Genomic DNA, 24390 nt, shown 5'->3' with positions numbered 1-24390 from the left:
GTTCACAACTTCTTATATATGGTCAAATAGTGTGAATGTATCCAGGTAGTCCGGAATGGTTACATTCCAACCTCTACCGGCGATTCGCTCCTTTAGCAATGTGGATTGCTCTTTTTCTCCATGGATCAAAAATGTCATTTTGGGAGGAGCATGAATATGACCACTCCATGCCACCAATTCATCCTGATCTGCATGGGCAGAAAGGCCATCTAATACATGTACTTTGGCTTTTACGCTGACTTCCTCACCAAATATCTTCACCATTGGACTGCCATCCACAATGTCTTTTCCACGCGTACCATCCGGTAAGAATCCGGTAAAAAGAATGGTATCCTGCGCATTGGGTAGTCTATGGTATAGATGGTGAAGTATTCGTCCTCCTGTGGCCATTCCACTCGCAGAAATTATGATCGCGCGATCTTTAATCGTATTTAATGTTTTGGATTTGCTCTGCTCGGTTACATAATGAACAAAGGGAGCGTCAAAAATGTGGTGTCCGAATGCGCTATCACTCTCCAGGCGATGGTAATTGGTAAACCGCTTATACAACCTTGTGACGCTTATGGCCATTGGGCTATCTACATAAATGGGGCGTGATCGCATATTCTGAAAGATCTTCCAGAGGTAATACAGTACAAGCTGAGTCCGACCCAAAGAGAACGCAGGGATAAGTATGCAACCTCGACTCTCATCACTTTGTATGAGCAGTCTCCTTAATTCATTTTCAAGATTTTGATCCTTATGGTCGCGACCACCATAGGTAGACTCCATGAAGAGGATATCAGCCTGAGGTGGTTTAGCTGGAGCCACATGCAATGGACTATGCTCTGGGCCTAGATCACCTGAGAATACCAATGATTTTATTCCCTGGCTTGTGTACACCTTTATTTCTATGCTGGCAGCTCCTAAAATATGCCCGGCATGAAAAAATCGCACTTCTACCAAATCATGAATACGAAATGTTTTATCAAAAGGGTGAGCTTCAAATGCATTCAGAACATCGAGTGCATCCTGTACTTTGTAAAGTGGCTTTGCGGGTTGGTGTCGGGAGTATCCTTTTTTATTGGCAAACTCAGCTTCCTCTTCCTGTAATTTGGCACTATCTGAAAGAAGAATTTCGGCCAGTTCTAATGTCGGCTCAGTACAATGTACTTTTCCACCAAATCCATTTTTATAGAGAAGCGGAAGATACCCTGAATGGTCAATGTGTGCATGTGTAAGCAGAACAGCATCTATGCTTGCCGGATCTATAGGTAGCTCATCCCAATTTCTGATTCTTAACTCTTTAAGTCCCTGAAACAATCCACAGTCTACCAATAGACTAAAATCCTCAATGGTAAGAAGAAACTTGGAACCGGTTACCGATCCAGCTCCACCCAAAAATTTTACTCGAATATTCACAACTGGAAGTTAGCCATTAATCACTTGATTTTTGCTTAGAGATATCCTGATCATAATCCATTCCAAGTCTGACTAATATCAGCATTTAGGTGAATTGAATGACTGTTTTTTGCTTTTAAAACAAGGATATCATGGAACCACATATTTATAATGTTGATATCAACTGGAACGCAGACCGGAAAGGCGTTATGTGTTCGCCCGAGTTAAACAAGGACACCAATAGCTGCATAGATGTAGCTACACCGCCGGAATTTCCAAAAGGGATTGCTGGAATCTGGTCTCCGGAACATTTATTCACTGCCTCGGTAAGCAGTTGTCTGATGACTACTTTTCTAGCTATTGCTGAAAATTCGAAACTTAAGTTTGAAAGCTTTAGCTGTAGTTCAAAAGGAAAGCTGGAACAGGTCGATGGAAAATTCCTTATGACACAAATCCTGCTGGAACCTAAGGTCACAATCGCAGATGAAAAAGACCGTGATAGAGCCGAGCGTGTTTTGCAAAAGTCTGAGCGTGCATGCCTTATTTCAAATTCGATTAAGTCTGAAGTAATCATGGAGCCTACAATAGAAGTCAAGGAAACGGAATAGCGATTTTCTCCAAAATAATTTTGGAGAAGCTTTTAGTTAATGAATCCAAAATATCAGGCAAAGAATCCATAATACCCAAAAATTAGCCCGAGTGCCATAACCATGGGTAAGAAATAGTTCTGGATTCCTTTAGGCGTAAACCATTCTTCAAATGCGCGAATAGATCGCGGAAATGCGAGTAGAAAAATCCCTTTAACAAGGATCGCCCAGCATATGATTGTGATGAGCAATCGCCAGTCATTCACCCATAAGTTGTGAAGATGCACGAGCACAACACCTAGCGAAGTAGCGATCCATCCGCCAAGCAATAGGTAAGTAGTATCATTTACTATTTTTTTTAAAGCCTCATTATAATATGAAGTGCTGAAGGCAAAACCAATTCCAACTGATAGGTAGATAATGCATATGACGCGTGCAATAATGATAGATATGTCCATAGAGCGTATTATTTGATTCTTGCCAAAGGTCTTAATCAGAATGTTAATATTGAATGATCCCGATCAGTAGACAAGCTGATATTTGGTGGTTTTATGGGCTATGTTTTCGGAGACAGGAATTGCTTAATCCCGTACATGAAAAGGGCAACCACCTTAAAGACCTCCATGACTATATAGGTAATATGTAGATAGGAAGTAGGTGGATGAATTCCTTGAATGAATAGCTCAGCCCTAGCATCAAGCGCAGGTAGGAGCCAAAAAGATTGAAGCAAAAGTATAGTCAACGAAATTGAAAGGATATGGAAACTTCTTGTCCTAAGAGACTTATCTAATATGGTAGAAATGATAAGCGATGCTGCCAGCACAATTTCAACCTTATTCAAAGCCCCAAACACCAACCTGCCAATACCCAAGCCCAAAGGAATAGTGATGCCAGGCGCCTGGAATTTAAGCCATGCTTCCATAAAGCTGATTGCACATACAAACCCTATCCAAAGGAATGTGATACTAAAACGCAATGGGCTTTTAATCACAATATCATTCATGAGAATCGCTTTTAGTCTGCAATAGTAAATGCTACCGGCGGCTCGTCTGCTGACAAAAGTCATCCCTCTCACTAACACCTCTCATTAACAAACCTGCCATGCTCCGCTAATCTTGTCATCGGATTATGAGTGTAATATTTATCCTTATAGCATGTAGCCTTTTACTGGCAGGTAGCTTCCTTGTGGCGTTCTTATGGGCGTCTCGTTCCGGGCAGTTTGAGGATGACTATACACCCTCGGTCCGAATTCTTTTTGAAGAAGAGTCAATGACTCCTCCGAGCTTAAGAGTTGAGACTTCTGCTGCAATCCATGCAGAAGGGAATAAAAAATCAAGTACTAAACCTAGTGACCAATGTCAGAAAACAACCAAAAAGTAGGTCTTGAGACCTTTCATTACGACAATACTACGGTCCGAAACTTCCTGATCGCAACCACGATTTTCGGAATTGTAGGAATGTCTGTGGGACTTCTAGTTGCATGCCAGTTTGTGTGGCCGGAAGCCAATTTCGGATTACAGTATACCACGTTTGGACGAGTAAGACCACTGCATACCAATGCGGTGATTTTTGCTTTTGTAGGAAACGGAATTTTTGCAGGAGTATACTATTCCCTTCAGCGACTATGTAAAACTCGGATGTATAGCGACCTCCTGAGCAAGATTCACTTCTGGGGATGGCAGCTGATCATCCTGGCTGCAGCTATCACACTTCCACTCGGACTTACCACTGGAAAAGAATATGCGGAGCTTGAATGGCCTATTGACATTGCGATAGCATTGATCTGGGTGGTGTTCGGTCTAAACATGTTCATGACGATTATTAAGCGACGAGAGCGTCACCTATATGTAGCCATTTGGTTTTACATAGCCACATTCGTGACGGTAGCTATGCTGCACATTGTAAACTCATTTGAGTTGCCGATCGACTTCATGAAAAGTTATTCATGGTACGCGGGAGTTCAGGATGCATTAGTACAATGGTGGTATGGTCACAACGCAGTAGCGTTCTTCCTTACTACACCATACCTCGGCTTGATGTACTACTTTATCCCAAAAGCATCCGGCCGACCGATTTATTCCTATAGACTATCAATCATTCACTTTTGGGCACTGATCTTTATCTATATCTGGGCAGGCCCGCATCACTTATTATATAATTCACTTCCCGACTGGGCACAATCTTTAGGCGTGGTATTTTCTGTCATGCTGATCGCACCATCTTGGGGCGGTATGCTCAATGGCCTTTTGACTTTAAGAGGAGCCTGGGACAAAGTACGTGAAGACGCGATTTTGAAATTCATGGTGGTAGCAATCACCTGTTATGGTATGGCCACCTTCGAAGGACCCATGCTATCACTGAAAAATGTGAATGCGATCGGTCACTTTACAGATTGGATTGTAGGACACGTTCATATAGGTGGATTAGGCTGGAACGGCTTCTTGACTTTCGCGATGCTTTACTACCTCATTCCTAAACTATATGCAACAAAACTTCATTCGCAAAAGTTGGCGAATGTTCACTTCTGGATTGGCACCATGGGGATCTTATTCTATGCGATTCCATTGTACTGGGCAGGATTCACTCAGAGTTTGATGTGGAAACAATTCAACCCTGATGGAACGCTAGTCTATAGCAACTTCCTTGAGACAGTCACCCAGATCATGCCGATGTATGCTTTGAGAGCATTCGGCGGATTGCTTTATCTGTCAGGAGTATTTGTGATGGTTTACAACCTAGTGAAAACGGCTCGTGCCGGTAAATTCCAGCCGACCACTGAAGCGCAGGCAGCACCTTTAATGAAAGACTACAAACCAGAAAAGAGTGAGCACTGGCACCGAAGAATTTTCGAATGGAAACCAATGCGAATGCTCGTTTGGAGTTTGGTTCTGGTAGCTATCGGAGGCATTATTGAGATTGTACCAACATTCCTCATTCAGAGTAATGTACCTACCATCTCGACAGTGAAGCCATACACACCTCTTGAATTAAACGGTCGCGATATCTACGTTCGAGAAGGATGCTATACCTGTCACTCGCAAATGATACGACCATTCCGTTCAGAAGTGATGAGATACGATCCTGTCGATCTGGAATATTCCAAAGCAGGTGAGTTCGTATATGATCACCCATTCCAGTGGGGATCAAAAAGAACAGGGCCGGATTTACATAGACTAGGTAAAAAGTATCCGGATAGCTGGCACTTCTACCACATGCTGGATCCGACAAGTATGTCGCCAGGGTCTATCATGCCTCCATATCCTTGGCTCTTTGAGCAGGAGTGGGACAAAGAAAGAACTCCGGCTAAGATCAGAGCGATGCAAACACTAGGCGTCCCATATCCAGAAGGATACGATCAACAGGCTGTGGTGGATGCAGAAAATCAAGCAGCATTGATTTCCAAAGGACTGGAGCTGGAAGGAATCAAGATGAGCAGCGACGCTGAAATCATTGCATTGATTGCTTATCTGCAGAGGCTTGGGACAGATATTAAGAATGTAGAAGGGGTAGCTGAGGGGAATTAAAACATACAACTATGCTGAAATTTATCAAACATCATATGGAGACCATCGCAGGAATAGAAATCTATCCTGTGATCTCCTTTGTCATCTTCTTCGTCTTCTTCATTGCACTCACGGTGTATGTATTCAAAGTAGACAAGAAGCTATTCAATGACATTTCAAATATTCCATTAGACTCAAACGATACCGACCATGACGAAGCTTAAGTACATCCTAATAACCCTTATAGTTGCTCTACCCGGACTATCATTCGGGCAGGAGGCAGCAGAACAGCAAGGCTTTTTTGAGCAATACAAAGTAGAGATTGTATTAGGTCTAACTGTATTAATTAGCATTATTGCGGTCTCGGCAATGTACGTTTTGCTCATTGCTTTAAAAGTGGTGCTCAAGCTTAAGCGTGCAGAAATGGGAATAGAAGAGGAGGAAAAAGAGTTGATCCCTGCAATCGAAGGCGAAGAAGGAGTTGGTTTTTGGAGAAGATTCTGGAACAGACTAAATGATTCTGTACCTGTATCAAAAGAGCATGAAGTAGCGACCGATCATGAGTATGATGGTATTCGAGAGCTGGATAATAGATTACCACCTTGGTGGCTCTATGGATTCTATGCATCTATTTTGTTCGGCGTTGTTTACCTAATTAATTACGAAGTGTTAGGTACCGGTCAGCATCAGGATGAAGAGTTTCAGACTGAGATGATGCAGGCAAAGGAGGATGTGAAAACATATTTAGCTTCTCTGGGTGACCTGATTGACGAAAGTAATGTAACTCTGGCTTCAGAAACTGCTGATATTAATGCTGGCAAAGCGATCTATGATGCAAACTGTGCAGTATGCCATGCGGCAGATGGTGGTGGCGGTGTTGGTCCAAATTTTACTGATCAGTACTGGCTACATGGTGGTGATATGCCATCCATTTTTAAGACCATTAAATATGGGGTTCCTTCCAAGGGTATGATTGCGTGGGAAGCACAGCTTTCTCCTAAAAAAATGCAACAAGTAGCGAGCTATATCTATAAGATGGAAGGAAATGCAGCCGCAAATCCAAAAGACCCTCAAGGTGACCTATTTGAACGCATTGAAGGAGAGGGGCAACCCAAAGAGGATGATGCTGAATCCAATCCGGATTTCGTGGACGATGAAGCAGCGTTGGAAGATGGTGAGTGCTGTTAGTAGCCTTGCTTTAAAGTAATGGCAGATATAAAAGATATATATCAGGAGCAGGAAAGCGCTGAAGAGACCTTCAGAGATCACCTGTCTACAGTTGATAAGGAAGGAAAGCGAATTTGGGTTTACCCGAAGAAACCGAAAGGTAGGTTTACCAACTATCGTACACTCGTTAGCTATCTGCTACTCCTGTTTTTATTTGGTGCTCCATTTATTAAGATAGATGGACAGCCGTTCTTGCTTTTCGACATTTTCGAACGGAAGTTTATCATATTCGGTCAGGTCTTCTGGCCACAGGACTTTTTCCTGTTTGTGGTAGGTATGCTCACCTCACTGGTGTTTATCATTCTTTTTACGGTTGTCTTTGGTCGTATTTTCTGCGGTTGGATTTGTCCACAAACCATTTTTATGGAGGGTGTTTTCAGGCAAATTGAATACTGGATCGAGGGAGATTACATGGCGCAGAAGAAGCTCGACAAACAGCCGTGGAACAAGGAGAAGATCACAAAGAAATCAATCAAGCATACCTTATTCGTTCTCGTCAGCGTCCTGATCATGCACACATTCATGGCGTACCTAGTCGGTGTAAGCGAACTATGGAATATCATCGAAGGTGGACCCGCTGAAAATACTGGCGGATTCATAGCTATGATTGTTTTTACTGGACTTTTCTATGGTGTATTCAGCCAGATGCGCGAGCAGGTATGTACCACTATTTGTCCATATGGAAGACTTCAAGGTGTTTTACTCGATAAGCAAAGTGTGGTAGTAGCTTATGACCATGTACGCGGAGAGGAGAGAAGTAAGTTTAGAAAAGATGAGGATCGAGAAGCTCAAGGCAAAGGAGATTGCATAGACTGTAAGCAATGTGTGTTTGTATGCCCGACAGGCATAGATATACGTAACGGAACTCAACTCGAATGCGTGAATTGCACCGCTTGCATCGACGCGTGTGACTCGATCATGGATCGGATTGGCAAACCAAGAGGCTTAGTACGATATGCGTCCGAGGAGAACATCGCTGAGAAAAAGCCATTCCAATTTACAAGCAGGATGAAGGCTTACTCAGGAGTGCTGATCGCGCTGATGGGAGTGCTAATTACATTGTTACTCATCCGCTCAGATTTCGAAACCACAATATTGAGAACTCCGGGAATCCTATATCAGGAGCGCGAGGACGGCATGATCACCAACCTCTATCAGGTCAAAATGGTGAACAAAACCAACAACACAATGGACGTGAGATTCGAGCTTTTGACACCCGACGGGCAAATTGAAATGGTTGGTGGCGAAATTGGTCTTGAAGAGCAAGGGATAGGTGAAGGCGCTTTCTTTGTTATCATAGATCCTTCAATGATTAAGAAAATGAGCACGATGATTTCAATTGGTGTGTATTCCGGTGAGGAATTGGTTGAGACGGTAGAAACAAAATTTTTAGGACCGGCTAATTGATAGTGATTAAAAATTAAAGACATGAACTGGGGACATAAAATTGTAATAGCATTTGTACTCTTTGGAGCATTCATCGGGTATATGGTGGTCAGGGCTTTTCAGGAAGATTTTGATCTGGTAGCGGAAGATTACTATGCGCAAGAAATAAATTATCAGCAAAAATTGAATAAACTATCAAATACAGCCGAAGCAGGTAAGAGTGTACTGGTGAAGCAAAAAGGAGGAGAAGTGATACTCACTTTTCCAGATGAAGCGGCCAGTGGGAATATTCATTTTTATCATCCTTCACGCAAGATATTTGATCGCACATTTGAAATTTCATTGATTGATCAGGTACAAAAGATTAAACGATCTGAACTTGTGGCTGGCAGCTATCGGGTGAATATCACCTGGAATACTGACAACCAGGAATTTTATCAGCAATCAAGCATTTATATTCAATGATTGGGGCACTCGTCATCGGTCTGTTTGGAAGTCTGCACTGCGTTGGTATGTGTGGTCCGGTGATGATGGCGTTTATGGGACCAAAACAGTCCAAGTCGGGATTTGTGCTTTATCACTTAGGCAGAATCCTAACCTATGTTCTCATTGGTACTTTGCTTGGCTTAATTGGAGCAACTGTTGCTCTGTTTCAGATACAAAAGGTCATGGCCTTCGTTCTTGGTTTTGGATTAATATTATTATACGGCATTCCATCCATTAGGCACAGCCTTGAGCGTTTTTATTATGAATCCAGGTTCTATCAAATCCTGAAGTCATTCATGTCTAGAAACTTATCCATGCGTAAGCGCTGGTTTCTAAGCGGCGTGGCAAATGGATTTTTCCCTTGTGGACTGACTTATGTAGCTGCTGCTGGCGCCGTAGCTTTAGCAAACCCGCTACAGGGCGCGATGTTTATGGTTCTTTTCGGGTTAGGTACCTTGCCTGCCCTGATCACTTTATCATACACTGGAAACATATTCTCGCAAAGACTAAAATCACTCATTCCGAGATCCGTTTCTATCATCGCCATTCTTTCGGGATCATTACTAATCATGAGAGGTTTACTGACGACCTTCCCGCAATTCAATCAGATGGTAGAAGCCAATGCTGCCGGTTTGATCACTGTATGTGGCCTGTGATCAAAATTTCCGATTATAATTAGATATAACTTTTTGGTTTTTGATTTATATTAGATCAAACGACCGTCTGTGGCTAAGCTTAAAGAGATACGATCACTTAAAAGGATATTCCTGCTTTTGATAGTCAGCCTTTCCATCATGGCTGGATCAGCCTTTCTGTATATTTTTAATGATACCAAGAGGGATCAAATCAACGATCTTATTAATACAGCCAAGGTTATCGAAAGCTACTACAACTTGAGTTTTCACCAGTGGGAATTGAGCCTATTGAGCGTAGGAAAACGCCTGGCAGAAATCAATGATGACAGCTTACGCCTTGTATTTGCGAATGAGGCATTGAAAGTGTACGAGAAGGAACTTCTTGCATTTGGCTTTGCAGATACCAGTGGACAAGTAGTCACGTTTACCGGGAGGCTGGTAAATGATACACTTCCAAATCTGAATAAATCTGAATTGACACGGAGATCTTTTAAGCTTACGCTTCAGCGGGAAGGTATTACGTTAGGGGAAAATTATTATTTCGAAAATGTCTCAGATTGGATTTTGCCTATCCGAGTCCCAATAAAAGACAGTGAAGGTCAAATTATTGCAATCAATACTTCTGCAATTGATTACAGTAAGATGATTTCCGAATTAGAGGAGTTCGGGTTTAATGATAAGTATGATATTCATTTGGTTAGCAATGATTTCAATACCACGCAAATCTATTTTCCACTAGATAAATCATTATATAATAAGGTCTTAGGGTCGGATTCTCTAGCCTACCATTCAATCGATACAATTAGTATAAATGATGGCATTTACTTACTCTCTGGCGTGGATCCATTAACAAGGAATGACGACTTAATAGCATGTGTTAATATCGAGACGGTAAATCACAGACTGATAATTTCAGTAGAAAAATCAACACTTATCTTTCTGGTATTGGATCGTTTCAAGTTAGTGTTTATCATATATGTTTTGCTAGCCACTGCATCGGGATTTCTTTATCGATATATAAAGAAGCAGCAGCAAAAATCTATTCTTAACTTGAGAACGGAAAGGGCCAACTTGAAGTCAATTATTGAAAGCACCTCGAGCATCATAGGTCTTTTTGATCGACAGAAGAATCTTATTGAGTTCAATCAAGCATTCAACGAAACTTCCAAATTGACCGATGACGTGGAGCTTTATCGTGGAATGGACCTACTCGGAAAAATAAAGCAAAGAGATAAGGCCAAATTATTTAGCAGTCTGATAGGCAGGGCTCTAAAAGGGGAGAAATTTCAAGAGGAAGTAGCCTACCCCGGACCAGCTGGTGATTTGTATTTTAAGTTCACCTATAATCCAGTATATGATGAAAATGAGGTCGTAGGACTTACGCTATTTGCTGAGGATATCACTGAGATTCGTAGTTACCAAGAGCAGTTGGAAGCTTACAGCAAAAACTTAGAAAAGAAGGTACATGAAAGAACGAAAGAGCTAGAAGAAAAAAATGAACAATTAAAGCAAGGCTATAAAAAACTACAAACAGCCCAGCAGCAATTAATTCGAGCAGAAAAAATGGCTTCTCTAGGAATTCTATCTGCAGGTATTGGCCATGAAATCAACAATCCACTTAACTTTATTAAGCATGGCGCACTATCACTGAAAGAGCAGTTAGAGAAGAATAACAAAGGAACAGACTACAGCGATTATTTCTATGCAATTGAAGAGGGTGTTAGGAGAGCTGCAACAATAGTATCAGGGCTGTCACACTTTAGCCGAGTAGGCGAGGAAATGGATGAGCCAAGTGATATCCACAAAATTCTAGATAATTGCCTGACGCTTCTCAATAGTCGGCTCAAGTCCAAAAACATTGAGGTTATTAAACAGTACAATGCTGAATCAAGGGTTGTGGTTGGAAATGAAGGTAAGCTCCACCAAGTGTTTACCAATATCATAAACAATGCAGAGCAAGCGATTGAAGAAAGTGGAGAAATTAGAATTGCAACGCATAACAAAAAGGCACAAATAGTTGTCGAAATTATTGATACAGGTATAGGCATGAGCAAGTCTGTGATTAAAAAAATGTCAGATCCATTTTTTACGACTAAAGAACCAGGTGAAGGCACCGGGCTTGGTATGTTCATCTGTCAGATGATCGTAGACGAACATGACGCAGAAATGAATGTGAAATCGAAGAAGGGGGAAGGAACAACGTTCATACTCAATTTCAAATCAAATTGACAAAAGTCAAGAAGAGGAGCTACATCCATCATGCCTGGCCCTAATTCAGGACAATAGCTTTGAGTCAAATTTTGATCAATGCAAGACCTGAAGAAGTACAACAAGCCCGTCCCCAGATATACCAGCTATCCAACCGTTCCTTTTTGGGAGCCAGAGAGCTTTTCTCTAGAAGCTTATAAGAAGACATTACAGTCCGCCTTCTGGGAAAGTAGCAAGGAGGTTAGCATCTATATCCACCTTCCATTCTGTGAAAGCTTGTGTACCTATTGTGCATGCAATACACGCATCACTAAAAATCATCAGGTTGAAGGGCCATACCTCGATCATGTATTGAAAGAGTGGGAGATATATCTGGAAATGCTTCCTGAGAAACCACTGATAAGAGAAATTCATTTAGGTGGAGGGACACCCACGTTCTTCGCTCCGGAAAACCTGGACAAGCTTCTATCAGGTATTATCAGTAAAGCCACTTTGGCCAAGGGATTTCAAATGAGTTTCGAAGGCCATCCGGCAAATACCACAGCCAGGCATTTGGAGACTTTGCATAGCATAGGTTTCAATCGTGTAAGCTTCGGTATTCAGGATTTTGATATCAACGTGCAAAAGCTAATCAACAGGATGCAATCCTTCGAGCAGGTAAAGGCCATTACGGAGAAGGCTAGAGAAATTGGATATACCTCCGTAAACTATGATGTAGTATATGGTTTGCCGGGACAAACAATCGAGTCTGTTCAAAAGACGTTAGACCAAATCATTCAACTTAAACCCGAACGAATCGCCTATTACAGCTATGCGCATGTTCCAGCGCTTCGGCCTGCTCAGAAATCTTATGAGCAACATTTACCATCAGGTGATGACAAATGGAATTTCATGCAATTAGGCAAAGAGGTCTTAACGTATGTAGGATATCAGGAGGTAGGAATGGATCATTACGTGCTGTCAGGTGATGAATTGCTAGAAGCAAGGAAAGAAGGGGAGCTTCATCGAAACTTCATGGGATATACTCCATTTACCAGCAAACTACTGGTTGGACTCGGTGTGAGTGCCATCAGCGATAGCTGGTCAGGATTTGCTCAAAATGTGAAAGGCATTCCTGAATACTATGAAAAACTAGACAAAGGTATTTTGCCAATCACGAAAGGACACATCCATACGCGATCCGATCTGTTTTTCAGAAAGCACATTCTCAATCTCATGTGTGAGTTTGAAACCAGCTGGCATGAATCCGAATTCATGGAGTATGGTGTACTTCTAAACTATGAGCTTCTGGATCAACTTCAAGCGGACGGTATGATTATATATAGTGAAACCGGCATGCGTGTTTTAGCAGAAGGAAAAGAAGTCATTCGTGTAATATGTTCCGCTTTGGATGCTCGAATGATCAGCAATAGAAAGGGTCAAACTTTTAGTCAAGCTGTCTAAATGAAATCTGTAAGCCTTCTAACTGATTTAAATCATATAAAATAATAAAGGATAATTTTATCCGAAATTTTTTTCGTTGTAAATTAGCAGAAACTTAATCGGAGGGAATGTTTTCAAGAGCTTGCGAATACGCTATAAAAATCATGATCTATATAGCAGCCAAAGAGATGGAGGGTAGGCGTACCGGACTTAAGGAAGTCACAGAAGCGATTGATTCACCGGAAGCTTTTACGGCTAAGATTTTACAGCAGTTGGTAAGGAGTAAACTATTGAATTCATACAAAGGACCAGCTGGAGGTTTCGAATTGGCACAGAATCAAGAGATCAGGCTGATTGATATAGTGATTGCCATTGATGGCGAAAAACTTTTAGAAGACTGTGTTTTGGGATTGCCAAGCTGCTCAAGTAGAAACCCTTGTCCGGTTCATGAAAAGTTTCTTTTGATTAGAAATCAATTAAAGGAAACCTTATTGTCAACTGACTTAAGAGACGAAAACTTATTAGGTGATATTAACAAACTGAAAGGCTAATTTTTTTAAATAATAACGGATAAAATGATCTTAATATCTTAAATATGAAAAAGCTACTATACCTCACAGTAATTACTTCTTTTCTGCTTGCATGCGGAGGAGGAGATGGAAAGAGTAAAATTGACCAAATCAAGGAGCAGTCCAAGATGGAGCCAGCCGATCCTTACGAAAGTTGGGAGAGCAATCATGGAGTGGGTCCGATCAAAGCATTCACACTTCCGACAGAAATTGACCAGGATCTTGCATTAAAAGGTCAGGAAGTCTATGACGCAAAATGCACCGCATGTCACAAAGCTGAAAAGCGGTTTATTGGGCCTGCACCCAAAGGAATTCTTGAAAGACGAACACCAGCTTGGATCATGAATATGATTCTGAACCCGGAAGAGATGGTGCAAAAGGATCCAATGGCCAAGCAACTCTTAATCGACTACAATGGCTCACCAATGGCTAATCAGAATTTGACGGAGGAAGAGGCGAGAGCTGTCCTTGAATACTTCCGAACGCTTTAACAACTAAACTTATAAGAATATGAAATATCTCAGTAACCTAATGATGATTCTATTCATGATAGTCATGATGGGATCATGCGCCGCTCCTCAGGGCGAATCCACTGAAGCAAGTGATGAACCGGCCAGCCATCCTAAAGGCCAGGCATCAGTGCAAGACGATGAATCAGCAAAAAACATTCTACAAGTGGCAATGTCCTCTGACGCACATACAACACTCGTTGCGGGTGTTCAAGCAGCCGAAATTGAGCATGTATTAGTAAATGCAGGCCCATTAACCGTGTTTGCACCTACCAATGATGCATTTGCAGCATTGCCAGAAGGTGTACTTGACAACCTCTTGAAGCCTGAGAATAAAAGTGATCTGGCGACAATAATTACTCGACATGCTGCACCCGGATCATATGATCAGGAGGCTTTAAAGAAAGAAGCTTCTAAGGGACGAAAGATTTACATGGCTACAGGCGATTACCTCGAAGTGGTAGTCAACGGCGATGAAATTACAGTTGCAGGCGCCAAAGTGATAGGCACGATACAAACCTCCAACGGAGTAATTAATGTAGTAGACAAAGTGATTTTACCTAACTAATAAATAACAATTATCAATCATGAAGATTAAGATGCATATACTATTTAAGGCCTTCGTGATCGTTACTCTTTTAATCGCCACGTCATGTGGCCAGAGTGGCAATCAATCAGGCGCGCTTGGCAGCAACATGGCTGAGCGTTCATTTGTACCACCCGGAGAGCATGATGAATTTTATGCTTTCATTTCCGGAGGTTACAGCGGTCAGCTATCGGTCTACGGACTACCTTCAGGACGACTCTTCAGAGTGGTTCCGGTATTCTCTGTGGATGCTGAAAAAGGATATGGTTTCAATGAAGAAACCAAACCAATGTTGAATACTTCTTTTGGGTCCGTACCATGGGATGATGCTCACCACCCGGACCTTTCTCAAACCAATGGCAAAGTAGATGGCCGGTGGTGTTTCATCAACGGTAACAATACACCTCGCATTGCTAGAATCAGCCTTTCCTCGTTCGAGACAGAGGAGATCATTGAGATTCCTAATAGTGCCGGTAACCACAGTTCCTCTTTCGTAACTGAAAATACTGAGTACGTAGTAGCCGGAACAAGATTCTCCGTGCCGGTGCCACAACGAGATCTCCCTATTGATGAATACAAAGGCAACTTTAAAGGAGCCTTGACTTTCCTCAGTGTAGATCAGGAGAGTGGAGAAATGGATCTTGCCTTCCAGGTAATGATGCCTGGATTCAACTTTGATTTGGCTCACCCGGGCAGAAAGAAATCCCACGGTTGGATGTTCTTCTCTACTTACAATACGGAGGAAGCGAACACACTACTGGAAGTGAATGCTTCTCAGAATGACAAAGATTATATAGCTGCCATCAACTGGAAAAAAGCTGAGGAGCTTATCGCTAGCGGTCAGTTCGAAACCATGGAAACTGAGTATGCTCACAATATCTATAGTGAGTCTACACACATGGCAACTACTACCATGAAAAAAGAAGTGAAAATTCTTGATCCATCTAAATATCCTGGATTGGTTTACTTCCTGCCTACACCTAAGTCACCTCACGGATGTGATGTGGATCCTTCGGGTGAGTACATCATCGGTAGTGGTAAGTTGGCAGCAGCATTGACTGCCCACTCATTTACCAAAATGTTGGATGCAATTGAGAATGAAAAATTCGATGGTGAAGCATACGGTATTCCGGTGCTCAACTACGAGGACGTGGTGGCTGGTGTGGTGCAAAATGCTGGCTTAGGCCCATTGCATACCGAATTTGATGCAAAAGGGAATGCCTATACCACATTCTTCATCAGCTCTGAAGTAGTGAAATGGAAGCTTGGAACCTGGGAAGTATTGGATAGACAGCCAACATACTACTCTGTTGGTCACTTGATGATTCCAGGAGGTAACTCTCAAGCGCCTTTTGGTAAATACCTGGTGGCGATGAACAAGATCACAAAGGATAGATATCTACCAACTGGACCAGAGCTTGCACACTCAGCGCAGCTATACGATATCTCTGGGGATAAAATGGAATTGATTCTTGATTTCCCAACCATTGGTGAGCCGCACTATGCTGCTGGAGCACCAGCAGATTTGATCAAACCCAATCAAACCAAGTTTTATAAGCTGGAAGAAAATATGCACCCTTATGCTGCCAAGAGTGAGAAAGAGGCAAGAGTTGAAAGGGATGGAAACGAAGTGCATATCTACATGACAACAATCAGGAGTCACTTTGCTCCAGATAATATTGAAGGAATCAAAGTGGGTGATAAGGTATACTTCCATGTCACCAACCTTGAGCAAGATTATGATGTTCCTCACGGCGTGAGTATGATTGGTGCCAACACTTCTGAGTTGCTCATCATGCCTGGTCAGACGGAAACATTTATCTGGAATCCGAAGAAAGAAGGCGTGTGGCCTTTCTACTGTACTGACTTCTGCTCTGCACTACACCAGGAAATGCAGGGATACGTCAGGGTTTCTGCAAAAGGTGCAGATGTACCATTAAAGTGGAGTCTGGACGGAGAGTAGCAAGTTAGGTTTTAATGTGGCTGCTTCACGATCGTGAGGCAGCCCACTATTTCCATCAAAAAATAAGCATCATGAAAAGATCTCAGCTTTATATGTTGGTCGGAGCAATTATGCTCGGCGGACTCTTCTTATGGCCTATGTGGAACATCACACTTGAGGCACCACAATACCCCGATCCAATTGGGATGGATATTCACATCAATAAATTTGAGGACGCAAATCCCAATGATATTAAGAATATCAATATCATGAACCACTATGTTGGCATGAAGGATATCCCAGAAACCATCCCTGAGTTTAGCATATTTCCTAAAGTAGCGATTGGTATGATTGTGCTGGGTGTACTCATCGCTTTCATTGGCAAAAGACCACTTTACATTGGTTGGTTTGCATTAATGCTTGTTTTGGGAACCATTGCCATGTACGACTTCTATCAGTGGGAATACGAATATGGACATGACCTCAAAGAAAATGCTGCAATCAAATTCACGGATGATGAGGGCCAGCCAATGGCTTATCAGCCACCGCTGATTGGTGCTAAAATGATTTTGAATTTCCGAGCCATTTCTATGCCTAGGCTTGGTGCTTACCTCATGTTTCTTGGAATGGGCCTTTCACTGCTGGCTTTTGTCAAAGCAAAAAAAGAGCTTGTGAGTGTTCAGGCAGTGGCAATCGTGCTTGTGATGGGACTGATCACAGGATGCTCCGGAGGTCCACAGTCCATTAATTATGGACAGGATGCCTGTGTCTTCTGCAAAATGACCATAGTGGATAAGCAGCATTCAGCACAATTGGTGACAAAAACAGGAAAAGCTTTTAAATACGATGCGATAGAATGTATGCTAAATGACCTGAAAGAATGGGAGCACCCCGAGGTTAAATATTACCTCGTTTCAGACTATTCAAATCCTGGAAAATTGGCTGACGCAACAAACGCGCATTACCTGATATCTGAATCAATCCCCAGCCCGATGGGAGAGTTCTTGACCGCTTTTGAAAATGAAAATGATCGTATGGAAACAATTAAGGATGTTTCCGGGCAGTCATTAAGCTGGTCTGAGCTCAAAGCTGAATTCGAAGTACAATAAAAATTACTGTCATGAAATCTATAATATCAATAATCACCTGCATGGTGATAATCGGATCTTCCTATGCCCAAAATGTGATCAACCTTGGAGAAGACGCCTGCTCACATTGCAACATGTATATTAAGGATCAGAAGTTTACAGCGGTTGCTGTAGATAATGAGGGCACTTCACAAAAGTTTGATGCCATAGAATGCCTCGTTAATTATTTAAAAGAAGAAGACGAGTCGAACTTTAACAAGTTATTGGTAGCCGACTATGAAAAAGCCGGTGCTTTGATTGACGCAAAGTCTGCTAGCTATCTGAAAAGCAAGAAAATTGCCAGCCCAATGGGAGCTTACTTGTCAGCATATTCTTCAAAAGAAGTCGCAGAGCGAGTGCAAAAAACACAAGGAGGCGAAATTTATGATTGGGAAGGACTCAAAAAGCTCTTTAAAGACTCGAGGTTTGGTCTTCTCGATCATCCCACACATCATCATCATCGACCTGATGCCTATGCACCGATTGGAATAATGGGCGATCACTTACATCATAAAGGAGGCTTAATGGTATCTGCACGATACATGACCATGTCAATGGAAGGAAACCTGCAAGGATCTGATGATGTAGCCAACATGGCCATTTTTCAAAATTACATGGTAGCGCCTCAGGCGATGCGTATGGACATGTTTATGGTAGGTGTAATGTATGCACCATCTGATCGTGTGACGCTCATGTTGATGCAAAACTTTGTTAGAAACGAAATGGACTTAATGACGATGATGGGAATGAAATTCAGCACAAAAAGTGAAGGAATTGGAGATCTGAAACTCAGCTCGCTCTATGGTTTGGTTAGTCAGGAAAACACTTCAGTACATTTAAATGCATCTATAAGCCTTCCCACAGGTAGCATTGTCAGTACAGATGACACCCCAATGGCGGAAGATATGCGACTACCTTACCCCATGCAACGTGGGAGTGGAACTGTGGATTTAACGATAGGAGGTACCTACAAAGGCTCTTTAGAGTCTATAAGCTGGGGAGTTCAACCGCTTGCAACCATCAGGACCGGAGAATCTTCGGAAGGCTACCGCTGGGGGAATGAATACACGATGAATTCCTGGGTGAGCTATAATCTGACGGATTGGCTAAGCTCTGCGGTACAGTTGAGTGGCAAAAAACAACTTGGAATGACTGGAAGGGATGAGATGCTAAACCCAATGATGGTCACAACTGCTGATCCAGTAAATACTGGCTTTACAAGAATCAATTCAAGTTTTGCATTAAATTTCTCTTTTGGAGACAGACCAGTATTTCGCGACTTTAAGGCCGGTTTTTCTTATGGAAGACCGATTTACCAGAAAGTTGAAGGAATACAAATGAAAGAAATACACTCTTTCGCACTAGGTCTGCGCTACTCGATATGATATGAGAATACTGCTTGCAGCAATTTTACTTTCAATCTTCAACATCGGAAATGCATCGAAAAGACGCGTTTGTGAAAGTTGTGATATAAAGAATTTGAAGCAAGCAGTAGCTATTTCAGAACCTGGCGATACCATAGTTATTGGATCCGGCATTTACATCTGTGAAAACCTGGAGATCACAAAACCACTAACCATAATTGGAGAAGAAGGTGCTACTCTGGATGGTAAGATGACAGGCTATGTATTAAAGCTGCTGGCTGATAGTATTCATATCTCAGGATTGAAAATCATAAACGCCGGAAGAAGCTATACAAAGGATTATGCGGCCATCTACACCTTTAAAGCCAATTATTTTATCATTGAAAACAATGTTGTAGCGGATCCATTCTTTGGACTGCTGATTGAGAAATCAAAGTATGGGACGATAAGAAATAATGTGGTTTATGGCACATCCGTAAAGGAAGACGAAACAGGAAATGGAATTCATGGCTGGCACTGTTCCAATCTAGAGGTCTACAAAAATGAGGTGTATAACATGCGTGATGGCATATACCTTGAATTCGTAGATGATAGTAAAATCACAGATAATCACACCCATAATAACATTCGATATGGATTGCATTTCATGTTTTCCAACCGCGATCAATACCTAAATAACCGATTTGAGAGAAACGGGGCAGGAGTAGCAGTCATGTTCTCCAAGTTCATAGTGATGAAGCAAAATCAGTTCGTCAACAATTGGGGACCGGCTAGCTACGGCTTACTACTAAAAGAAATTTACGATGCGGAAGTAGTAGACAATGAATTTACAGAAAATACGATGGCTGTGTTTATAGATGGTACTACCAGAATCAACTATACAGGCAATGTCTTCAAAAAGAATGGTTGGGCGATTAAGGTATCAGGCGGATGCTACGCCAATCGAATCTACGGAAATGACTTTGTTGGTAATTCCTTTGACGTATCCTACAATTCGAAAATGAATGACAATACATTCGACGGGAATTATTGGGGTGACTACACTGGGTATGATCTCGACAAAGATGGAGTAGGAGATGTTCCATACAGGCCAGTCAAATTGTTTTCTTATATAGTCAATAAAACACCGGAGACTATCATTTTATTGAGAAGTCTATTCGTCGATATCATGAATTTTTCTGAGCGAGTTTCACCTGTTTTTACTCCGGATAATTTGGTTGATCAGTCACCTTCAATGCGAGCATTCAAATGATAGAAGTATCCAACCTTAATAAGAGCTTTGGTAAACTCAACGTGTTGAAGGGAATTAACTTTGCTATTCAGAAACCAGGCGTGTTTGCCATCCTCGGTCACAATGGTTCAGGAAAGACCACCATGCTCAAGATTATCTTAGGTATGGTCGTTCCCAATAGCGGTGATTTAATAGTGAACGGAGAGACCATCAGGAAGAGCTGGGAATACCGCAAAGACATAGCTTATCTGCCACAAATCGCTCGTTTTCCCGACAACCTCACTGTCAATGAATTGATACACATGATTCTGGATATTCGGAATCAGAAGGGCAGAGAACAGGAACTCATTGACCGCTTCAGACTGGTGAAGTTTCTGGATAAAAAACTATCGGATCTCTCAGGGGGAACCAGGCAAAAAGTAAATATCGTACTCGCCTTCATGTTTGATGCAAATATTTGCATCCTGGATGAGCCCACAGCTGGCCTGGATCCGGTCGCTCTGATCGAACTAAAGAAATTGATTCAGGAGGAAAAGCAGAAAGGCAAAATCATATTGATAACCACGCACATCATGAGTTTGGTGGAGGAGTTATCAGAGGAGATCATTTTCTTACTTGATGGAAAGATTCATTTTCAAGGATCAATCGGTGAGCTGACAAAACAGACAAAAGAATCAGATTTGGAACATGCAATTGCAGCAATGCTGAAAGAATGATTAAGATCTTAAAATATAGCTTTTACGATTTGATGCGCAGCAGGTGGAGTTATGTCTATCTCGCATTTTATATGGCTTTAGGCTTTGTATTGCTATTTCTCAACTCCGATTTGTCCAAAGCCACCATCACTCTGATGAATATCATCGTCGTGTTGACGCCAATGATTGGAACCATATTCGGCATTATGTATTTCTACAATTCACGAGAGTTTATTGAACTGCTGCTTTCACAACCTGTTAAGCGTTCTACCATTTTTGCAGGCCAGTATCTTGGACTGTCACTTTCGTTATCTATGAGCCTGATAATTGGTTTGGGCATCCCGTTTCTTATGTATGGCATTGGTCAGTCAGATGCGATAGCTAATTTCATCACTTTGCTGATGTCGGGTACATTTCTTACGTTCATTTTTGTGGCCCTTGCACTCAATATTGGCTTGAGTAATTCCAATAAGATTAAAGGGTTTGGTTATGCCATTTTGATGTGGCTATTCTTCGCCGTGATTTACGATGGACTATTCATGATTTCTTTAATTGTCTTTGGAGACTACCCGCTTGATAGGTTCGCGTTGGGCGCATCACTCTTCAATCCCATTGACCTGAGTAGAATTATGATCCTGCTGAAACTCGAGATATCAGCTCTTTTAGGCTATACAGGAGCGCTTTTTCAGAAGTTTTTTGGAACAAACTTTGGGTTTATCTTTTCTATCGGTATTCTGCTTCTTTGGATAGCAATTCCCTTTTGGTTGCTATTGAGAAAAGCCAATCATCAAGATTTCTAATATTATGTGTTGATGAAAATCAATTGCTACTCTGGCAATCGTCAGAAGAGCACGTGTTTATAGTCCGTACTTTAGTGTCGAATTCTCACCATAAGATACGATACTGATGAAAAAGATACTTGTCCCAACAGATTTCTCTAAAGTGAGCGAAAATGCAGTACTATTCGCTTTGGATCTTGCCGAAAAAATGTGCGGTGAAGTGACACTTTTCAACAGCGTCAAACTAGATTATTCCTATGATTTCCAATATGGAGACTTAGGATCAATCTCTGCGATGGCCGATGATATTACAGCGGAGGCGGAGGATCGAATGAAAAGCTTCATAGAGAAGTTTAAATCAGATGTAGAAATCGACTATAAGATTTCTCCTGATTCAATTGTTACTGCCGTAAAACAATTGGTTAATGATGATGGATTTGATTTGGTTGTGGTAGGAACACGCGGAACATCAGGTTTTGAGGAAATATTTATAGGATCAAATGCTGAAAAAATTGTTCGTCATGCACCCTGTCCTGTAATAACCATTCCTGAACATGTCACCTTGCAGCCTATTAGAAAGGTTCTGGTACCATTAGACCTTTCCGAATTAAGACGTGGTTTTTTAACTCGTGTGGCCAACCTACAGGCTGTTTTTGAATGTGAACTTGAACTTATTTGGGTTAGACAATCAGCTATTTCATCTACTAAGGAGCAGGAGCTTGGAGAAGAATTGGCCAAGGTGTTGAAATCCCATGGTCTGAATAATTATCGGTTTTTCGTTGTTGAAAATATCAATCCTCAGGACGGAATATTCATTGAAGCACTTGAATCCAATGCAGATATGGTAGCCATGGCTACACACGCAAGAAGAGGCATTGCTCATTGGTTATCCGGAAGTACTACAGAAGACACGGTCAATCATTTGGATGTTCCAGTCTGGACATTTAAGTTGGACAAGTCTGAGGAGATTATTAGGTTGAATGCACAAGCCTAATTCCAAAGTCGCCTATATTTTGATACAATGTACCGTTAGATCAAGACTGGAGTAAGTTATAATTCTTATTTTCCCAGGTTTCCATGACTTTGCAATCAGATTTGCCCTCATCATAAACATGCCACTCAGTCACTGGCTTGCGATAAATATTGAGACTCACAGTTCTCTCCGAATATGCATTCGAATAGCGATGGATTCCGACTTGCTTCATAAAGGAAAACTCATCAGTTCCTAGCAGCACGTTACTCACTTTCTCCAATTTATCATCGTCAACATTGATTTTAAAGCATTCCTCTCTCAGCATTCCCTCCATAGGATGAACCCATGCTTCTTGTGCGTTGAAATCATGGATAGGAGAAGATTGTCCTTTTTCCCAACAAATCAGCAAGACCTCAAAGTCCTGATTTCGAGCAAGAACATTGCGAGCGTACTTATCATCGCTCCATGAATAGTATCGTTGGAATTCTTCACGAGGAATTTTAACGTGAGACATTACATCTAACACGTGATCACCTTCTTCGTTGCACTGGCTTAGCGCCTGAACCAAACCTTCAACCGTTGTTATCTTTTCCATATTCCTTACCTATTGTTTGAATTATCAATGTAGCCTTCATGCCCAATTTAAAGGATGACGATTCCTAGTTTTAAAAATGATCTTTATCACAGAGATGATGAAAGTCAATAGGTCAGGTTGTAAAAGTCATTACGATGATGCGCGTATAAGGATAGCTTTGAATAATGAAAATTGAAATGATACGATCATAACCATTCGCTTGGCGGAAATATAGAAACGGCGAACGAAGGGATTGTGGGAATTGGTCTAATAATAAAAAATACATAATATGAAAAAGATACTCGTACCGGTTGATTTCTCGCATATAAGTACAAGTGCTACCCAGTTTGCGATTGAGTTGGCAGAAAAACACGATGCGGAAATAACCCTGCTGAATAGTGTTCATTTCGATTACTATTCAGATTATCAGTTTACTTCTTTCTCCAGCGCAAAGTCTTTAATGGAAGAAGTTAGAGAAGCGATGGTAGAAAAGATGAAGGAATTCACCTCTAAGTTTAATACTAAGATTAAAATCAACACAAAAATTGATGAGGTTTATTTGGTTTCAGCCATTAAGGAAATGACCAAGGAAGAAGGTTACGATTTGGTGATCATCGGTACCAAAGGATGCTCAGGGTTGGAAGAAGTGCTAATCGGTTCTAATACCGAAAAGATCGTTCGGCATGCTGCATGTCCTGTCATATCAATCCCAGACAAAGTCTCTGTATCTGAAATCAAGAAAATCCTGATTCCTTTAGACATAAGAGAAATTAAAGCCAGCTTCCTAAATGAGGTATCTAAACTTCAAAAAAGCTTCAAATCGAAGTTGGAGTTTTTATGGGTGAAAACACCACACAATATTGAAAACGAAGAACGTGTAAGTAACGAGCTTTCCAAGCAAATTCAATCGCACGATATCACTGATTTCGAGTTCACCATTGTGAATAATGTTTTCCCGTCAGATGGAATACTAAGCTATGCTCAAGAAATAGAAGCAAACATGATTGCAATGCCAACACATGCAAGAAGAGGCCTGTCTCATTGGCTTTCAGGAAGCTTAACTGAAGATACAGTAAATCATATCAACGTTCCAGTGTGGTCGTTTAGAATGGATAAGAAAGAAAAATCTATATCTTTAGATAGCATCAAAAATGCTCACGGTAAACCAGAGTATAAAAAGATTGAGGTCTTGACTCATAATTAATAC

At 41.5% G+C, this 24390-nt stretch carries 25 protein-coding genes; 21 read left to right on the top strand and 4 right to left on the bottom strand.

What is annotated here, in order from left to right; genetic code table 11:
- Window positions 1–12: 12 nt before the first annotated feature.
- Window positions 13–1401 (bottom strand): MBL fold metallo-hydrolase RNA specificity domain-containing protein, encoded by a 1389-nt coding sequence (locus ACL8WY_RS01945; RefSeq protein ID WP_436516621.1) that lies wholly within the window; start codon window positions 1399–1401, stop codon window positions 13–15.
- 131 nt (window positions 1402–1532) lie between these two features.
- Between ACL8WY_RS01945 and ACL8WY_RS01940 the strand changes: the two genes are divergently transcribed.
- Window positions 1533–1988: an OsmC family protein gene (locus ACL8WY_RS01940; protein ID WP_436516620.1), complete on the top strand. Its 456-nt coding sequence runs from the start codon at window positions 1533–1535 to the stop codon at window positions 1986–1988.
- 53 nt (window positions 1989–2041) lie between these two features.
- Here ACL8WY_RS01940 and ACL8WY_RS01935 read toward each other — a convergent pair whose 3' ends face one another.
- Both ACL8WY_RS01935 and ACL8WY_RS01930 read right to left on the bottom strand, forming a co-directional pair.
- A complete protein-coding gene (locus ACL8WY_RS01935) occupies window positions 2042–2425 on the bottom strand; it encodes a hypothetical protein (RefSeq protein ID WP_436516619.1) in 384 nt (127 codons plus the stop codon).
- 98 nt (window positions 2426–2523) lie between these two features.
- Window positions 2524–2970, bottom strand: coding sequence for a hypothetical protein (locus ACL8WY_RS01930; protein WP_436516618.1), 447 nt, complete (start codon window positions 2968–2970; stop codon window positions 2524–2526).
- Window positions 2971–3095: 125 nt separating this feature from the next.
- Here ACL8WY_RS01930 and ccoS point away from each other — a divergent pair, with 125 nt between their 5' ends.
- The 19 genes from ccoS to ACL8WY_RS01835 all read left to right on the top strand — a co-directional run bounded on the left by ccoS (window position 3096) and on the right by ACL8WY_RS01835 (window position 22630).
- On the top strand, window positions 3096–3347 hold the full coding sequence (ccoS, locus tag ACL8WY_RS01925; protein ID WP_436516617.1) for a cbb3-type cytochrome oxidase assembly protein CcoS: 252 nt from the start codon (window positions 3096–3098) through the stop codon (window positions 3345–3347).
- Window positions 3323–5491 (top strand): cytochrome-c oxidase, cbb3-type subunit I, encoded by a 2169-nt coding sequence (ccoN, locus tag ACL8WY_RS01920; RefSeq protein WP_436516616.1) that lies wholly within the window; start codon window positions 3323–3325, stop codon window positions 5489–5491. The genes ccoS and ccoN overlap by 25 nt, the downstream gene beginning before the upstream one ends.
- A gap of 11 nt (window positions 5492–5502) precedes the next feature.
- Window positions 5503–5694 (top strand): CcoQ/FixQ family Cbb3-type cytochrome c oxidase assembly chaperone, encoded by a 192-nt coding sequence (locus ACL8WY_RS01915; RefSeq protein WP_436516615.1) that lies wholly within the window; start codon window positions 5503–5505, stop codon window positions 5692–5694.
- Complete coding sequence (locus ACL8WY_RS01910) at window positions 5681–6658, top strand: cbb3-type cytochrome c oxidase N-terminal domain-containing protein (protein WP_436516614.1); 978 nt, start codon at window positions 5681–5683, stop codon at window positions 6656–6658. The genes ACL8WY_RS01915 and ACL8WY_RS01910 overlap by 14 nt, the downstream gene beginning before the upstream one ends.
- 18 nt (window positions 6659–6676) lie before the next feature.
- Window positions 6677–8104, top strand: coding sequence for a cytochrome c oxidase accessory protein CcoG (gene ccoG / locus ACL8WY_RS01905; protein ID WP_436516613.1), 1428 nt, complete (start codon window positions 6677–6679; stop codon window positions 8102–8104).
- A gap of 21 nt (window positions 8105–8125) precedes the next feature.
- Window positions 8126–8548 carry a FixH family protein gene (locus tag ACL8WY_RS01900; protein ID WP_436516612.1) on the top strand — a complete coding sequence of 141 codons (423 nt, stop codon included), beginning with the start codon at window positions 8126–8128 and terminating at the stop codon, window positions 8546–8548.
- The gene (locus tag ACL8WY_RS01895; protein ID WP_436516611.1) at window positions 8545–9225 is read left to right on the top strand and encodes a sulfite exporter TauE/SafE family protein; all 681 of its coding nucleotides are present in this window, start codon (window positions 8545–8547) and stop codon (window positions 9223–9225) included. Before ACL8WY_RS01900 ends, ACL8WY_RS01895 begins: the two co-directional genes overlap by 4 nt.
- A gap of 69 nt (window positions 9226–9294) precedes the next feature.
- Complete coding sequence (locus tag ACL8WY_RS01890) at window positions 9295–11433, top strand: ATP-binding protein (protein WP_436516610.1); 2139 nt, start codon at window positions 9295–9297, stop codon at window positions 11431–11433.
- Window positions 11434–11511: 78 nt separating this feature from the next.
- Window positions 11512–12855, top strand: coding sequence for an oxygen-independent coproporphyrinogen III oxidase (hemN, locus tag ACL8WY_RS01885; RefSeq protein ID WP_436516608.1), 1344 nt, complete (start codon window positions 11512–11514; stop codon window positions 12853–12855).
- 107 nt (window positions 12856–12962) lie between these two features.
- Window positions 12963–13385: an RrF2 family transcriptional regulator gene (locus ACL8WY_RS01880; protein ID WP_436516607.1), complete on the top strand. Its 423-nt coding sequence runs from the start codon at window positions 12963–12965 to the stop codon at window positions 13383–13385.
- Window positions 13386–13429: 44 nt separating this feature from the next.
- The gene (locus ACL8WY_RS01875; RefSeq protein WP_436516606.1) at window positions 13430–13894 is read left to right on the top strand and encodes a c-type cytochrome; all 465 of its coding nucleotides are present in this window, start codon (window positions 13430–13432) and stop codon (window positions 13892–13894) included.
- 19 nt (window positions 13895–13913) lie between these two features.
- Window positions 13914–14480, top strand: a complete 567-nt coding sequence (locus ACL8WY_RS01870; protein ID WP_436516605.1) for a fasciclin domain-containing protein — start codon at window positions 13914–13916, stop codon at window positions 14478–14480.
- A 19-nt stretch (window positions 14481–14499) separates the two neighbouring features.
- A complete protein-coding gene (gene nosZ / locus ACL8WY_RS01865; protein WP_436516604.1) occupies window positions 14500–16461 on the top strand; it encodes a Sec-dependent nitrous-oxide reductase in 1962 nt (653 codons plus the stop codon).
- A gap of 71 nt (window positions 16462–16532) precedes the next feature.
- Window positions 16533–17549 (top strand): nitrous oxide reductase accessory protein NosL, encoded by a 1017-nt coding sequence (locus ACL8WY_RS01860; RefSeq protein ID WP_436516603.1) that lies wholly within the window; start codon window positions 16533–16535, stop codon window positions 17547–17549.
- A gap of 11 nt (window positions 17550–17560) precedes the next feature.
- Entirely contained in the window at window positions 17561–18952 is a 1392-nt protein-coding gene (locus tag ACL8WY_RS01855; protein ID WP_436516602.1) for a nitrous oxide reductase accessory protein NosL, read from the top strand.
- A 1-nt stretch (window position 18953) separates the two neighbouring features.
- Complete coding sequence (locus ACL8WY_RS01850; RefSeq protein WP_436516601.1) at window positions 18954–20183, top strand: nitrous oxide reductase family maturation protein NosD; 1230 nt, start codon at window positions 18954–18956, stop codon at window positions 20181–20183.
- Window positions 20180–20878: an ABC transporter ATP-binding protein gene (locus tag ACL8WY_RS01845; protein WP_436516600.1), complete on the top strand. Its 699-nt coding sequence runs from the start codon at window positions 20180–20182 to the stop codon at window positions 20876–20878. Before ACL8WY_RS01850 ends, ACL8WY_RS01845 begins: the two co-directional genes overlap by 4 nt.
- Window positions 20875–21657: an ABC transporter permease gene (locus tag ACL8WY_RS01840; protein WP_436516599.1), complete on the top strand. Its 783-nt coding sequence runs from the start codon at window positions 20875–20877 to the stop codon at window positions 21655–21657. The genes ACL8WY_RS01845 and ACL8WY_RS01840 overlap by 4 nt, the downstream gene beginning before the upstream one ends.
- Before the next feature lie 106 nt (window positions 21658–21763).
- On the top strand, window positions 21764–22630 hold the full coding sequence (locus tag ACL8WY_RS01835; protein WP_436516598.1) for a universal stress protein: 867 nt from the start codon (window positions 21764–21766) through the stop codon (window positions 22628–22630).
- Between the two features lie 40 nt (window positions 22631–22670).
- On the opposite strand, the gene ACL8WY_RS01830 is transcribed toward ACL8WY_RS01835, so the two are convergent.
- Window positions 22671–23204: a cysteine dioxygenase gene (locus ACL8WY_RS01830; protein WP_436516596.1), complete on the bottom strand. Its 534-nt coding sequence runs from the start codon at window positions 23202–23204 to the stop codon at window positions 22671–22673.
- A gap of 268 nt (window positions 23205–23472) precedes the next feature.
- Here ACL8WY_RS01830 and ACL8WY_RS01825 point away from each other — a divergent pair, with 268 nt between their 5' ends.
- Window positions 23473–24387: a universal stress protein gene (locus ACL8WY_RS01825; protein ID WP_436516595.1), complete on the top strand. Its 915-nt coding sequence runs from the start codon at window positions 23473–23475 to the stop codon at window positions 24385–24387.
- Window positions 24388–24390: the final 3 nt, after the last annotated feature.

The sequence above is a fragment of the Ekhidna algicida genome (assembly GCF_051379705.1).
Taxonomy (GTDB): domain Bacteria; phylum Bacteroidota; class Bacteroidia; order Cytophagales; family Cyclobacteriaceae; genus Ekhidna.
Note: the sequence above shows the minus strand (reverse complement) of the source record. Positions and strands in the feature narration are given on the sequence as shown.

Excerpts from the sequence above, each read along its gene's own strand:
- ACL8WY_RS01840 (WP_436516599.1), top strand. The coding sequence starts at position 20,875 with ATGATTAAGATCTTAAAATATAGCTTTTACGATTTGATGCGCAGCAGG.
- ACL8WY_RS01880 (WP_436516607.1), top strand. The coding sequence starts at position 12,963 with ATGTTTTCAAGAGCTTGCGAATACGCTATAAAAATCATGATCTATATA.
- ccoG (WP_436516613.1), top strand. The coding sequence starts at position 6,677 with ATGGCAGATATAAAAGATATATATCAGGAGCAGGAAAGCGCTGAAGAG.
- ccoN (WP_436516616.1), top strand. The coding sequence starts at position 3,323 with ATGTCAGAAAACAACCAAAAAGTAGGTCTTGAGACCTTTCATTACGAC.
- ACL8WY_RS01940 (WP_436516620.1), top strand. The coding sequence starts at position 1,533 with ATGGAACCACATATTTATAATGTTGATATCAACTGGAACGCAGACCGG.
- ccoS (WP_436516617.1), top strand. The coding sequence starts at position 3,096 with ATGAGTGTAATATTTATCCTTATAGCATGTAGCCTTTTACTGGCAGGT.
- ACL8WY_RS01835 (WP_436516598.1), top strand. The coding sequence starts at position 21,764 with ATGAAAAAGATACTTGTCCCAACAGATTTCTCTAAAGTGAGCGAAAAT.
- ACL8WY_RS01930 (WP_436516618.1), bottom strand. The coding sequence starts at position 2,970 with ATGAATGATATTGTGATTAAAAGCCCATTGCGTTTTAGTATCACATTC.
- ACL8WY_RS01860 (WP_436516603.1), top strand. The coding sequence starts at position 16,533 with ATGAAAAGATCTCAGCTTTATATGTTGGTCGGAGCAATTATGCTCGGC.
- ACL8WY_RS01850 (WP_436516601.1), top strand. The coding sequence starts at position 18,954 with ATGAGAATACTGCTTGCAGCAATTTTACTTTCAATCTTCAACATCGGA.
- ACL8WY_RS01830 (WP_436516596.1), bottom strand. The coding sequence starts at position 23,204 with ATGGAAAAGATAACAACGGTTGAAGGTTTGGTTCAGGCGCTAAGCCAG.
- ACL8WY_RS01845 (WP_436516600.1), top strand. The coding sequence starts at position 20,180 with ATGATAGAAGTATCCAACCTTAATAAGAGCTTTGGTAAACTCAACGTG.
- hemN (WP_436516608.1), top strand. The coding sequence starts at position 11,512 with ATGCAAGACCTGAAGAAGTACAACAAGCCCGTCCCCAGATATACCAGC.
- ACL8WY_RS01855 (WP_436516602.1), top strand. The coding sequence starts at position 17,561 with ATGAAATCTATAATATCAATAATCACCTGCATGGTGATAATCGGATCT.
- nosZ (WP_436516604.1), top strand. The coding sequence starts at position 14,500 with ATGAAGATTAAGATGCATATACTATTTAAGGCCTTCGTGATCGTTACT.
- ACL8WY_RS01900 (WP_436516612.1), top strand. The coding sequence starts at position 8,126 with ATGAACTGGGGACATAAAATTGTAATAGCATTTGTACTCTTTGGAGCA.
- ACL8WY_RS01895 (WP_436516611.1), top strand. The coding sequence starts at position 8,545 with ATGATTGGGGCACTCGTCATCGGTCTGTTTGGAAGTCTGCACTGCGTT.
- ACL8WY_RS01870 (WP_436516605.1), top strand. The coding sequence starts at position 13,914 with ATGAAATATCTCAGTAACCTAATGATGATTCTATTCATGATAGTCATG.
- ACL8WY_RS01875 (WP_436516606.1), top strand. The coding sequence starts at position 13,430 with ATGAAAAAGCTACTATACCTCACAGTAATTACTTCTTTTCTGCTTGCA.
- ACL8WY_RS01825 (WP_436516595.1), top strand. The coding sequence starts at position 23,473 with ATGAAAAAGATACTCGTACCGGTTGATTTCTCGCATATAAGTACAAGT.
- ACL8WY_RS01915 (WP_436516615.1), top strand. The coding sequence starts at position 5,503 with ATGCTGAAATTTATCAAACATCATATGGAGACCATCGCAGGAATAGAA.
- ACL8WY_RS01935 (WP_436516619.1), bottom strand. The coding sequence starts at position 2,425 with ATGGACATATCTATCATTATTGCACGCGTCATATGCATTATCTACCTA.
- ACL8WY_RS01910 (WP_436516614.1), top strand. The coding sequence starts at position 5,681 with ATGACGAAGCTTAAGTACATCCTAATAACCCTTATAGTTGCTCTACCC.